At 72.5% G+C, this 12884-nt stretch carries 10 protein-coding genes; 6 read left to right on the forward strand and 4 right to left on the reverse strand.

Going from position 1 to position 12884, the window contains the following annotated elements; genetic code table 11:
* Positions 1-747 precede the first annotated feature (747 nt).
* The 3 genes from WMF29_RS33610 to WMF29_RS33620 all read right to left on the reverse strand — a co-directional run bounded on the left by WMF29_RS33610 (position 748) and on the right by WMF29_RS33620 (position 3753).
* Positions 748-1533 carry a hypothetical protein gene (locus WMF29_RS33610; protein ID WP_437324201.1) on the reverse strand — a complete coding sequence of 262 codons (786 nt, stop codon included), beginning with the start codon at positions 1531-1533 and terminating at the stop codon, positions 748-750.
* Complete coding sequence (locus WMF29_RS33615) at positions 1530-2669, reverse strand: AAA family ATPase (RefSeq protein ID WP_437324202.1); 1140 nt, start codon at positions 2667-2669, stop codon at positions 1530-1532. The genes WMF29_RS33610 and WMF29_RS33615 overlap by 4 nt, the downstream gene beginning before the upstream one ends.
* Positions 2670-2877: 208 nt before the next feature.
* A complete protein-coding gene (locus WMF29_RS33620) occupies positions 2878-3753 on the reverse strand; it encodes a protein-L-isoaspartate O-methyltransferase family protein (protein WP_437324203.1) in 876 nt (291 codons plus the stop codon).
* A gap of 152 nt (positions 3754-3905) precedes the next feature.
* Between WMF29_RS33620 and WMF29_RS33625 the strand changes: the two genes are divergently transcribed.
* From WMF29_RS33625 to WMF29_RS33635, 3 genes are all read left to right on the forward strand, one after another.
* Positions 3906-5048 carry a serine hydrolase domain-containing protein gene (locus WMF29_RS33625; protein WP_437324204.1) on the forward strand — a complete coding sequence of 381 codons (1143 nt, stop codon included), beginning with the start codon at positions 3906-3908 and terminating at the stop codon, positions 5046-5048.
* Between the two features lie 74 nt (positions 5049-5122).
* Positions 5123-7003, forward strand: a complete 1881-nt coding sequence (locus tag WMF29_RS33630; protein ID WP_437324205.1) for an AarF/UbiB family protein — start codon at positions 5123-5125, stop codon at positions 7001-7003.
* Positions 7004-7012: 9 nt separating this feature from the next.
* Positions 7013-7534 carry a hypothetical protein gene (locus tag WMF29_RS33635; RefSeq protein ID WP_437324206.1) on the forward strand — a complete coding sequence of 174 codons (522 nt, stop codon included), beginning with the start codon at positions 7013-7015 and terminating at the stop codon, positions 7532-7534.
* A gap of 169 nt (positions 7535-7703) precedes the next feature.
* Here the strand turns inward: WMF29_RS33635 and WMF29_RS33640 are convergent, their stop codons facing one another.
* Complete coding sequence (locus tag WMF29_RS33640; protein WP_437324207.1) at positions 7704-10289, reverse strand: protein kinase domain-containing protein; 2586 nt, start codon at positions 10287-10289, stop codon at positions 7704-7706.
* Between the two features lie 159 nt (positions 10290-10448).
* Here WMF29_RS33640 and WMF29_RS33645 point away from each other — a divergent pair, with 159 nt between their 5' ends.
* From WMF29_RS33645 to WMF29_RS33655, 3 genes are read left to right on the forward strand one after another with little or no spacing between them, the layout of a single operon-like run.
* On the forward strand, positions 10449-11144 hold the full coding sequence (locus WMF29_RS33645) for a TIGR00266 family protein (RefSeq protein WP_437324208.1): 696 nt from the start codon (positions 10449-10451) through the stop codon (positions 11142-11144).
* Positions 11145-11164: 20 nt separating this feature from the next.
* Positions 11165-11833: a TIGR00266 family protein gene (locus WMF29_RS33650; protein WP_437324209.1), complete on the forward strand. Its 669-nt coding sequence runs from the start codon at positions 11165-11167 to the stop codon at positions 11831-11833.
* 15 nt (positions 11834-11848) lie between these two features.
* Positions 11849-12535, forward strand: a complete 687-nt coding sequence (locus WMF29_RS33655) for a TIGR00266 family protein (RefSeq protein WP_437324210.1) — start codon at positions 11849-11851, stop codon at positions 12533-12535.
* Positions 12536-12884: the final 349 nt, after the last annotated feature.

A 12884-nucleotide genomic window follows, 5' to 3' on the forward strand; every position in this document is an offset into this window, starting at 1 on the left:
CGGGGCGGCCCCGCCTCGGGGAGGCCAGGATAAAGTTCCAGGCGGTCCAGGGTCAAAGACGGTGGGGCGTTCTCTGATCCGGTGGGCGGGGCGACGCGACGGGGAAGGGAGGGGAGAAAGAGAAGAGAGAGAGGGCGCCGCGCCGAGCAGCACGCGCCGGCGGGGGTCTCCGCGCGGCGGGGGCGGGCGGGCGCTCGGCCATCCGCCAAGACCGGAGCGGGAGAACTTGCGCTGAGAACACCGCCCGGCATGTCTCCCTTCGGGCCATGCCACCTGGAACGTTTCGTCGCGCGCCACACAAGGCGCGCCTGAGACGCCGCGCCTCCTGAGACCGGATGGCACCTCGGTCGGTGCTCGCCGAGCGCCCACCCGCCCCCGCCGCGCGGAGACCCCCGCCGGCGCTCACCTCGATCCAGCCCTCGCGCTTCCATCAGAGCGGGTGGCCCTGAGCCATGAGCCCGGATCGCCGCGGCTCACACACGGACACGAGGGTGTGCCATCTGGACAGGGGGGTGGGTCATCAGGACATGAGGGTGTGCCATCTGGACAGGGGGGGTGGGTCATCAGGACATGAGGGTGTGCCATCTGGACAGGATCATGGGCCATCTGGACAGGGGGTGGGTCACACGGACGTGGGACAGATCCACCCGGACGGCACAGGTCGCCGGCGCGGGATCGTGAGATGGATCTCCTTGTCCGGAGGGCGTAGCGGCTTGTCCGGAGGGCGTGGCGGCCGGTCCGGGTGGGTCACCACTGGCCGGACGCCGAGGCTTCGCCGCGCTCCACGAGCGGCACGAGATGCTCCCTCACCTCGCGCACGAAGCGTGCGAGGCCACACGCCGCGCCGCTCGCTTCGAGGCGCTCAACGAGCACGTCGGCCCAACGCGCGTCCGCATCTCGCCCCGTGGTCGTCAGCACCGCGAGGACCCGCTTGGCATCCTTGCGGTCCGCTTCGCTCTTCGAGGTGAGTCGCTCGGGCTGCACGCAGGGGTCGAAATGGAGCTCACGGCGGAGAGCATCAAGGCGCTGGCGTTCCGAGTCGTCCTCGGGGACCCACGCCGCAACCAACCAGGCTTCGATCTCGGGCTCTGGAAGGGCACCGAGGACGACATCGAACGGCCAGCTCCCAGCCGCTACCGCCTGGGCGAAGCCCTCGGCGCGCTCCGCCCTGCCGTCCATGTCACGCGCGATCACCACGGCTACGGGGGGCTCGACCTCCTCCGCGAAGAGCAGGAGCGCGGCTCGGTGCATTTGCGCGTCTTCCTCGGCCCGCTCTCCTTCGAAGGAACCATAGATGCGGAGGCCGCGCTCCCGAGCGCGCTTCCACGCGCCGTGGAGATCGAGCCAGCCGAAGCCCTCCACCCCCTGCCAGCTCCGGCACGGTGAAAGGGGATCCGTCATCGAGCCTTGACACGCCTCGACGGTCTCTTTCACCCACGCGATGCGGTCGATGAGCATGCGGTCGACGAGCTTCTGGATGATCCGCGTATCGCCGACGCTCTCGGCGGCGATACCGATGCCGAGAGCGCTCACTCTCGCCCCTCGCTCACCCATCCCTCGCCGACGAGGCTCCACAACTCACCCGGGCGAAGATAGGCGCCCCGCTTCTGGGATGTCGGGTGCTCGTCGAGCCGGCGCAGCCCCGAGCCCCGCGCTCCGCAGCTCATGACCATGACCTCCTGCACGCGGAGCTCATCGAGGAGGAACGGCGAGTGGCTCGTCGCCACGATCTGCAGGTGAGGCGTCGCGTCGAGGATGCCACGGAGGTGCGCGACGAGCTTGCGCTGCGCGACCGGGTGAAGCGCCTTGTCCAGATCGTCGAGCAGGACGAGGCGCGGTGCGTCGAAGCGCATGACCGTGATCAGGCCGAGGGCAAGCAGCGTCCCCTCGGAGAGCTGACCGGCCGGCACCCACCCCAGCCCTTCCCACTCGACCTCGAAGCGGGCGCCAGTGACCTCGCGCGACTGATCGGCCCAGAAGTCCTGGCCACCCACGGATATCCGTTGCTTCTCCCGGCGCCGGACGCGAGCAGGGAGCGCGCGGATACGCCGGGCGCCGGGGACGATCGTCGCCAGATCCCGTTCGATCACCTCCAGGGTTCCGTCACGCAGCCCCTGCAGGTACTGCAGCACGGAAGCCAGACCCTCACCGTCGTGTCCGACGGCCGGGATCTCCTCTTCAGAGTAGTGCTCCGCGGCGAGCGTCTCGGCGTGCAGCTTGAGCCGGACGACCGATCCGAGCTTCGCCTCGCGGGGGCCTCGAAAGAAGAGCCGTTCTTCCTCCTGATCGTCGCTGGGCAGAGAGAGCTCCGTCTCCTGCCCTTCCCTGCCGAACCACAGGTGGAACCACTCAGGTCCCGGCTCCTCCTTCGCAGCCCCTGCGCGAAGACGGAACCGTCTGCCGTCCTCCAGGACGGCCTCCAGCTCGAGCTCGGTGGCGTCCGGCTTCGCGACCAGGTCTTCCACCACGCGTTCGCCCCAGAAGAACGACCCCGGACGGAGGGGCGCGGACCCGGGCTTCACGGCGGCAAGCTGGAGCAGGCGGTGCATCCCCTCCAGCACGGTGCTCTTGCCCACGGCGTTCGCGCCGACCAGCACGTTGAGCCGACCGAGAGGCAGCCTCACGTCTCGAAGCAGCTTGAAATTCTTGAAGTTTGCTTCCGTCAGCATCGCCGCTCTCTCGTTAACCCGAGATCGGGGCCGGGTACAGGAGCCTACCCTGCGCCGCTCCGGCGCGTCGCCGTGAACCAGGAAGCCCTACGGCGCGCATGACCAGCCTCCGACGGCCGTCGAGCGAACACCTGCGCGCGATGCAGCGGCGGACGCGGGCTGGTACACCGCCGGCGGACGCGCTTCCCGGCATCGCCCAACGAGCAGCCTACCCGCGCCCGCGCTCCGCCACGTAGCGGACCGCGCCGTGCACCTCGCGGAGGAGCGCGCCCTGACGGCGCTCGACGCGCACGAGCTCCTGGTGGCCCTCCCACGCGCCGACCGGCGCGACAAGGACACCCCCGTCGCTCAGCTGCGCCTCGAGCGCCGTGGGAGGCTCGGTCAGCGCGTAGGTCACCGCGACCTTCCAGGGCCGCTCCGATGACGAGGTCGGCCAGCGCGCTAGCACGCGCTCGGCGAGCGAGCGCCCGTCGCCGCACAGCAGCGTGACGCCCGCGCCCTCGTCGGACGGGCCGGCGGCGCTGGCCGCGAGCGCCTCGTCGCCCTCCTGGCGATCCGGCCGCGCGCCGAGCAGACGGACCGCGCGCGCGTGCAGCACGGGGTCGATCTCGATCGAGGCGACGTGCCCGGTCGGGCCGACGATGCGCCGCGCGAGCGCAGCCCCGTAGCCGGTGCCCGTGCCGAGCTCGAGCAGGCGATCGCCCGGGCCGAGATCGAGCAGGCTGTACGTGAGCAGGTACGCGTGCGGCGCGCTCACGGTCGCGTGCCCCGCGCGGTCGAGCGGAAGCGGGGTGTCGTCCGCGGACGCGGCGAGATCCTCCGGCAGGACGAAGCGCTCGCGCGGCACGAGGAGGATCGCGTCCAGGTAGTGGGCGAGGAACTCGAAGCGGCGCGCGAGCTCCGCCACGAGCGGCGCCCGCGCGACGCGCCCGGCCTCGGCGAGCTCGACGTCGCACGCGATGGCCGCGTCGAGCCGCTCGGGAACCGGCTCCCAGCGATCGGGCCGGCGATCGTCGTACCTCGCCGCGAGCGCGGCGAGCGGCGCAACGGCCGCGCGTGTTTCGGTGCCCCCGGGAGAAGCCACGGGGAGATCCTGAAGCAGGACCGGCCGTGCGGCTCGGTTTTTCGGGGAGCGCGTCGCGATTGTCCACGCGTCTTCCGGCTCGTCCGCCGAGTCATCCGGCCGGACGCCAGAGCTCGTTTGACACGGGCGCCCTGCCCTCCTCATCCTCGGCCATGACCCCCGTCGATCTCACGCCGATCGCAGCGCTCGCGATCGAAGCGCACCGCGCCGCGCCGTGCGCGTGCGTCGCAGCAGCCGTGCGCACGCGAGACAACGTCCGGTACGGAGCGGGCGCCGCGGGACGCTTGTGGCTGGAACACAGCCCGCCGGCAGGCGCCCGCGGCGCGACGCCGGCCGCGGCGACGGGCGACGCGATCTTCGATCTGGCGTCCGTGACGAAGCCGTTCACCGCGCTCGCGTTCGCCCGGCTCGCCCGCGCCGGCAAGGTGAGGTTCGACGAGCCGCTCGGGCGGGTGCTGCCAGAGCTCGCCGGCACGCGGTCGGCGCGCGTGCCGCTCGAGCTCCTCGCCGCCCACCGCGCCGGGCTCGAGGCGCACCGGCCGCTCCATCCGCCCGGCGTCGACGCGCCGATCGATCCCCTCGGCGCGCTGCTCGCCTGCGCGAACGGGCGCCGCGCGGAGTGCGAGGGCGATCCGCCCGCCGGCGGGTTCCCGCCGGTGTACAGCGACCTCGGGTACCTGCTGCTCGGCGCAGCGGTCGCGCGGCGCGGCGAGGCCGAGCTCGACGAGGTCGTCGCGCGGGAGGTGACGGGCCCCCTCGGGCTCGCGGTCGCGCCGGTCCGCGCGCTCCGGCGGCGCGATCCGCGGTTCGACGAGCGGGTCGTCCCCACCGAGGACGTCGCGTTCCGCGGGGGCATGATCCGCGGCGCGGTGCACGACGACAACGCGTGGACGATCGCGCGCGACGGGATGGCCGGGCACGCGGGCCTCTTCGGCGACGCCATGTCCGTGGCGCGGCTCGGGGTCGCGCTGCTCGAGGCGCTCGCGGGCGAGCGCCCGGAGTGGCTCTCGCGCGACGAGGTCCGGCGGCTGATCGCGCCGCGCCCGGGCGGGTCGCTGCGCGCGGGGTTCGACGGCAGGAGCGGCGAGAGGCCGAGCTCCGGCGCGCACTTCGGCCCGCAGACCTTCGGCCACCTCGGCTTCACCGGGACGAGCCTGTGGATCGATCCGGAAGCGGAGCTCGTCGGCGTGCTGCTCACGAACCGCGTCCACCCGACGCGCGCCTCCGACGCGATCCGTCGCGCGCGGCCCGCCGTCTATGACGCGATCGCAGAGGCCATGGCGCGGGCGCGATGACGCGAGGACGGATGGCGCGCCGCATCGCTCCCGCGTTTTCGCGGGCCGGCGCGGAGCGATGCTAGGCTGCCGCGGTGTCACACGGCGCCGTCCCCGAAGAGCTGGGCCCGTCCTCCGGGCTGGTTCGCTCGCCCGCAGAGCCGCCGCGCGCGCCCGGCGAGCCGCACCCCGGCGTGATCCAGCGCGAGCACGATGCGGACGGTGCGCCGAGGCCTCCCGACGCGGACCACGCGCCGCCGCCCGGGTCCGCCAGGGCGCCGCGGCGCGCGCAGACCCCCGCCGCGACGCCGAGCTCGCTCCGCCAGAACGCCGCGCAGAGCGGCCGCTTCATCCGCGCGTACCTGACGACGTTCACCGTCCTCGCGAGCTACCTCTGGTTCTTCTTCCTCCGCCGCCTCTTCGGGGAGACGTGGGCGAACAACCGCGTGGACGAGGTCCACGCGAGGAACGCCCGCCGCATCGAGCGCACGATCGTCGAGCTCCAGGGCCTCTTCATCAAGGTCGGCCAGATGCTCAGCATCATGGCGAACTTCCTCCCCGCGACGCTGCGCGCGGGGCTCGAGGGGCTGCAGGACCAGGTGCCGCCGCGCCCCTACGAGGAGATCGAGGCGCGCATCGCCGAGGAGCTCGGGCGCCCCATCGGCGAGGTCTTCGCCCGCTTCCACAGGGAGCCGCTCGCGAGCGCGTCGCTCGGCCAGGTGCACGAGGCGTGGCTCATGGACGGCACGCGCGTGGCCGTGAAGGTGCAGCACCGCGACATCGACGAGATCGTCCGCCTCGACCTGCGCACCATCCGCCGCATCATGGCGATCGTCGCGCAGTTCGTGCCCGTGCAGGGGCTCGACGCCTACCACCACCAGATCCGCTCGATGATCCTGGAGGAGCTCGACTTCGTGCGCGAGGCCAGGAACATCGTGCGCATCGCCGACAACTTCGCGAAGCAGCCGCAGGTCCGGTTCCCCCGGCCCATCGAGGCCTACTGCACGCGCCGGGTGATGACGACGACGTTCGTCGAGGGCATCAAGGTCGGCGACGTCGCGGCGCTCGACGCGCACGGCGTCGATCGCAAGGCGCTCGCGCGGCAGATCGTGCAGGTCTTCTGCCAGCAGATCTTCATCGACGGCATCTACCACGCGGATCCGCACCCGGGGAACATGCTGGTCGGGCCGGGCGGGGAGCTCATCCTGCTCGACTTCGGCGCGGTCGCCGAGCTCTCCCAGGAGATGCGCGAGGGCATCCCCGAGTTCCTCGAGGCGGTGATCCGCCGCGACACGGAGGGGATCATCAAGGCGCTGCGCAAGATGCGCTTCTTCTCGCGGCGGGACGCCGTCGACGTCAGCGAGAAGGTCGTCGAGTTCTTCCACCAGCGCTTCCAGGACGAGGTGAAGCTCGAGTCGTTCAACCTGAAGGACATCAAGCTCGACCCGCAGAAGGGCATCGAGAGCCTGATCGACCTCCGGCGCATGAACATCGGGCTGAAGGAGCTCTCCGGCGCGTTCCACGTGCCGCGCGACTTCGTGCTGCTCGAGCGCACCCTCCTCCTCTTGACCGGCGTCTGCACGCAGCTCGATCCGGACCTGAACCCGATGGACGTCGTGCGCCCCTACCTGCAGGACTTCGTCCTCGGCAGCCGCGACTGGGCCCAGATCGCCCTCGAGGCGGCGAAGGACATGGGGATCAAGGCGCTGACGATCCCGGACGATCTGCGCAAGTACCTCACGCGCGCCAACCGCGGCGAGGCCGAGGTGAAGATCCGCGGCCTCGCCCAGGCCGCGTCGCTCGTCTATACGGGGGTGCGCCAGCTCATCTACGCGGCGCTCGCGATCGCCGCGGGCTTCGCGGGGCTGCAGCTGTACCTGGCTGGCCAGGCGGCGCTCGCGCGCTATTGCCTCTACGGCGCCGCTGCGGCCGGGGCGCTGCTCGCAGGGAGCCTGCTGTTCACGAACCGAGGGTGACGACACGCCATGAGCTCGATCGATCTGTCCCAGTACGAGGCCGACGTCGCGGCCGCCGAGGCCGAGGTGACGCGGATCAGGGAGGAGAACGCGGAGCTCGCCGAGGAGTACCGCGGCGTCCCAGCGGAGGACGCGCGCGAGATCCTCCGCCGCGGCGCGGCGTCGCTCGCCGCCGCGCGCGACCGCTGCGAGGCGGCGCGCGTCGCGCTGAAGCTCGCGCAGACGACCGGCTCGCCGCACGGGCTGCTCGCGAAGGGCGGGGTCGTCGCGGGCTCGGTGGCCGTCGCCATCCCCGCCGGCTCGTCGAGCAGCGAGCGGGCCCGCCTCGTCGAGGAGGCGCTCTCCGTCGAGCTCACCGGCGCCGCGCGCGACCTCGGCGTGGTGCTCGCCGCGCCCGCCGAGCGCTACACGCGGGAGCGCCCCGGGCGCGACGCGGAGGGGCGCACCATCCTGGACGTCTCCGGCCACGTGGAGGGCGACCTGCTGATGCCCGCCGTCTCCAAGGCGGCCAAGAACGCGCGCAGGAGCTGAGCGCGGCGCCGGCGGCCTGCGCCTCTCGATCGACAAACGGATCGAAAAGGCGAAGAAGGCGCGAGAATTCAACGCAAAGGCGCGAAGACGCAAAGGCGCAACGAGAAGATCTCTTTTTTGCGCCTTTGCGCCTTTGCGTTGATCTCTCGGCTTCCCAGCCGATCGGCGCTCAGCCCCGGAACGCGGCGATGATCGCCGCGGCCCGCTCCTCGACGCGCGCGCGGAGCGGGGCGAAGCGCGCGTCCGCGCGCGCGCCGTCGAGCACAGCGCAGCGCTGCATCCAGAAGGCGTCGAAGAGCCCCGCGTCCACCGCGCCGGCGAGCACGCGGAAGAGCGCGTCGTCCTCGCCGAGGAAGGCGAGGATCTCGGCGTACATCTGGAAGAAGAGCGGGCGCAGCCGGCTGCCCGGCTCGGAGCTGTCCGCCTTCGCGCTCAGGAACGCCCGCTGCTCGTCCGAGAGCCGCGACGTCGCGAGCACGTCACGGTAGATGCGCGCGTACTGGATCGGGATGGTCTCCATCGCGAGCGGCAGGTCGTCGATGGAGAACGCGGCACCTCGCCACAGCCCGAAGCGCGCGCGCATCACCGCCTTGTGAAAGCGGCTCGACGGGTCCTCCGCCGGCAGGTCGAGCAGCACGCTGGCCGCAGGCCAGTCGCCGAGCAGCGCGCGGCCACGCGCCAGCTCCCAGCGCGGGAACGGCTCGCTCGGATCGAGCGCCAGCGCCGTGTCGAGACGGAACATCGCCTCGTCGACGAGCCCCGCCTCGAGGAGGATGCGGCCGAGCAGCTCGTGCGCCTTGGCCAGGCTCGGCGCGCACTGGAGCGCCTTGCGCAGCGCCGGGACGGCGCCGACCGGATCGCCCGCGCTGAAGCGGACCGTGGCGAGGGCCACCCACGGCTCGCCGAGCGCGGGGGCCAGCGCGATCGCGCGCTCGGCGGCCTGCTGCGCCTTCGCGAACTGCGCCGCGCCTTCGCCCCGCGCGCCCATCAGCCGCGCGAAGGCGATCGCGTAACCGGACAGGATGTTCGGATCGTTCGGGGAGAACGACAGCGCCTCCTCGAAGAGCGCCACGGCCGGCGCCGCGTCCCCGTACCAGAGGCGACGCATCTGGTGGCGCGCGCGCAGGTAGAGGTCGATCGCGCGCGGGTCGCTCGGCGACTCGCGCTCGCGGCTCGCGGCGTCGACGGTCAGCGCCGCGGCGATCGCGCCCGCCGCGTCGTCGCTCACCGTGAGCAGCGCCTCGGGTGAGCTGTCGAACCGCTTCGCCCAGAGCTGAAACCCGTCCTCGACGCCGATGACACGCACGGTCACGCGCACGCCGCCAGGCGGCATGCGCGACCCCGGCCGCGAGTACGGCGCGGCGGGCTGCGAGCGCGGCCCGTCCGGCCCGTAGCCGCCGCCGCCGCCGGTGCGGCGGATCGACCCCTCGACGACGACCTGCACGCCGAGCTCGCGGCCGACATCCCTGGGATCGCGGCCGTCGAGCCGCACCCGCGAGACCGCGGCGCGCGGCCGGACCTTGAGGCCGGCGGTCATCGACAGGGTGTCGGTGAGGTCCTCGGTGAAGCCGTCGGCGAGGTACTCGTCGTCCGGCGCGCCGACGTTGCGGAACGGGAGCACGGCGACCGTCTTCAGCGACGACGTCGGCGTCGGCGCGGGCGTGGGCACGGGCGCCGCCAGCGTGGGCGAGTTGAGGCGACGCTGCGGCGCCGTGACCTCCTCGACCGGCGCCGCGGCGACCCGGGTCGGGTTCTGCTCGATCGGCTGCGGCGCCGTCGGCGCGGCCGTGGCGGCGGACGCGGCGATGGCGGACACGAGCGACTGCGCCGGCTGCGGGGCGATCGACACGCGCGAGCGCGCGAGCAGGAGCGCGCGGTGGGCCTCGGCCGCGCTGGCGTAGCGATCCTCCCGGCGTATCGCCATGCACCTCAGGACGACGTCCGCGACGGCGAGCGGCACGTCCGGACGGACGGAGCGCGGGTCGGGCGGCGGGGACTTCAGCCTGGACATGGCGGCCGCGATCGCGCCGGCGCCCGGCCACGCGCGGCGGTGGGTGAGGCACTCGAAGAGGATCATGCCGAGCGCGTAGATGTCGGTGCGCGCGTCGAGATCAGGCTCGCCGGTCAGCTGCTCCGGCGACATGTACGCGGGAGAGCCGAGCACGAAGCCCTGCGATTCGCCGGCGCTCGGCCCGGACGAGGTGCGCGCGATGCCGAAATCGGTGATGACGACGCGCCCGTTCCTGTCGATGAGCACGTTCTCGGGCTTGAGGTCGCGGTGCACGATGCCCGCCGCGTGCGCGGCGCCGAGCCCGTCGCAGAGCGAGCAGCCGATGCCGATGGCCTGCTGCGACGGCATCGGGCCCGTCCGCGCGAGGACGCTGTGCAGCGACTCGCCCTCGACGCACTCCATCGTGAGGAACTTCTCGCCGTCGTGGTCGCCGAAGTCGAACGTCCGCGCCACGTTCCTGTGCGTGACGCGGCGCGCGAGCTTCACCTCTTGCCGGAAGCGCTCGAGCATGCCGGCGGAGTCGGCGAGATCACGGCGGAGCATCTTGAGGGCGACGATCTCGTCGAGCTCCACGTCGCGGACGCGGTACACGCTGCCCATGCCGCCGGTGCCGAGCAGGCCGAGGATCTCGTAGCGCCCGGCGATGCGCTGAGGCGCCGCGACGAAGCCAGACCCATGGCTCGGCTCGCTGCGCGGCTCGGTGCGGGGCGTCGGCTCGGAGGCCGTAAATCGCCTGTCGCTCACCCGCTCAGTCTACCCACGCTGAAGGGCAGAAGTCAGCGCGAGCGAACCACCGGACAGAAAACATGAAATTCGCCGAGTCCCGCTCACCTCGACATACCTTCTTCCCGCTTCCGCTCCTGGCGTCGCTCCGTTATATGTATGCGCTCCGCGGGTGGATGAATGCAGCATCGCACCAAGCATGAGCCGTCGTCCTCGCTGCTGGAGGTGAGCCTCGATCCGGGCGAGGCGCTGCTCGCGGAGGCGGGTGCGATGGTCGCGCGGTCGCCGAGCCTGCGGACGGAGGTCCGGCTCAACGCGGGCCGCGGGGCCGGGCTCCTCGGGCGGCTCAAGGCGTTCCTCGTCGCGCTGCTCCGGAAGCTCGCGGGGGGCGAGACGTTCTTCGTGAGCTGGATCGAGGCGCCGGAGGGCGGGTGGGTGTGGCTCGCCCCGCCGCTCAGCGGCGGCATCAAGCACGTCCGCCTCCAGGGAGAGACGCTGCTCTTCAGCGCGGGCTCGTACCTCGCGAGCGCGGGCGACGTCGACGTCAAGGTGCGCTGGGGTGGGCTGCGCGCCATCCTCGCGCGGGAGGGCGTCTTCTTCATCGAGGCCTCCGGCGTCGGGGATCTCTGGATCACGAGCTACGGGGCGATCGAGGAGCTCCCCTGCGACGGGTCGCTCGTCGTGGACAGCGGGCACCTCGTGGGGTTCGACGCGTCGCTGGCGCTCAAGATCAGGAGCCCTGGCGGCGGGCTCACGGGCCTCATGGTCTCTGGCGAAGGCATGGTGTGCGAGCTCTCGGGCCGCGGCCGCGTGCTGATCCAGTCGCGCAGCGCCGGCGCGCTCGTGGGGTGGCTCGCGCCGCTGCTCCCGCCCTGAGGGAGCGGCGGAGACGTCCGATGCAGGTGAATCTCCTCTACCGTCCCTCCCAGGCCCTCGCGCAGTGCTGGCTCGACCCGGGCGAGCGCGTGTTCGCGGAGAGCGGCGCGCTCGTGGGCATGTCGACGAACGTGCGCGTGGAGACGCAGTCGGGCGGCCTCATGTCGGGCTTGAAGCGGATGCTGGCCGGAGAGTCCTTCTACAGGAACGCGTTCGCCGCGGAGGGCGGGCGCGGAGAGGTGCTGTTCGCGACACCGCTGTCCGGGGACATGGCCGTGCTGGAGGTGGGTGACAGGCAATGGTGCGTCCAGAGCAGCGCCTATGTCGCGTCCAGCCCCGATGTCGACGTGAGGACGCGCTCTTCCGGCCTGCGCGGCTTCTTCTCGGGGGCGGGGCTCTTCGCGCTGGAGACGGCGGGGCAGGGTCAGATGATCATCGGCGCGTTCGGCGCGCTCGAGGAGCTCGAGGTGAGAGGCCACGTCGTCATCGACACGGGGCACATCGCAGCGTGGGAGTCGACGCTCGCCTGCCGGATCGGCAAGAACACGTCGACGTGGCACGGCACGTGGCTCTCGGGCGAGGGCCTCGTCTGCCACGTCGAGGGGAACGGCAGCCTGTGGGTCCAGTCGCGCAACGCCGGCAGGTACGGCGCGGCGATCGGCGCGCGGCTCGCCCCGCGGCAGCCCTAGGGATCGGGGGACGGCGTGCGCGACGAGATCCGAGGCAACCCCGAGTTCGGCGTGCTCCACGTGACCTTCGAGCACGCCGGCGAGCAGATCGTCGCGGAGAGCGGCGCGATGGTCGCGCGCGACCCGGCCATCGACGTGAAGACCAGCCTGCAGGGCGGGCTCGCCAGCGCGCTCAAGCGCAGGATGACGGCCGGAGAGAGCCTCTTCCAGGACACCTTCACGGCGACGGCGCCCATGCAGTCGATGCGGCTCGCGCCGGCCCCCGAGGGCTCGATCGAGCGCCTCGTGCTGCGCTCGGGCATGGAGGTGTTCCTCCAGTCGGGCGCCTATCTCGCCTCCACGCCGGGCATCACGCTCGACGCGAAGTGGCAGGGGGCCAAGGGCTTCTTCGCCGGCGGCCTGTCGCTGCTCCGGGCGTACGGCGAAGGGCTGATCTGGTTCTCGAGCTACGGCGGTATCCACGCGATCGACGTCGGCCGCCAGCACGAGGGATATCTCTGCGACAACACCCATCTGCTCGCGTTCACCGAGGGCCTGAGGTATCAGGTGCGCAAGCTGGCCGGGCTGAAGGGTCTGTTCCTGTCCGGCGAGGGGCTCGTCTGCGAGTTCCGCGGGCACGGGAGGCTCTGGCTGCAGACCCGGAACCCGGGGGCGCTCTCGGCGTTCCTCCATCCGTTCCGGCCCGTGGGCGGCGGCCACTAGCTCCGCCCGCCAGAAGGCCGGCCAGTCCTTCCGGGCTCGCCGCGCGGGCGGGCGGCCTGCCTGGCCCGCCCGGTGCTTGCTGCGCGCGTGGCCCCTGCGCGCGCCTCGGAGCCGCGCGCATGCCCCCTGCGCGCGCGAAGGTCCGAGGAACGCTCGTGGATTTCGGCGCCGGCGACGGCGCGGTCCCGGCCGCCCGCCGTGGGCCGGCGCGCCGTCATTGCCTTCCCGGAGGCGGACTCGCTAAAGTAGTCCCGCCTCGCTGAGGAGGCTCGTACGGCGAGCGGTGGTTGCCACGGATCCACAGGGGCTCGCGGGGCGAGCCTGGCCCCGCCTGAGTACCCCGAACCCG

This window comes from Sorangium sp. So ce381 (assembly GCF_051473845.1).
Classification (GTDB): domain Bacteria; phylum Myxococcota_A; class Polyangia; order Polyangiales; family Polyangiaceae; genus Sorangium; species Sorangium atrum.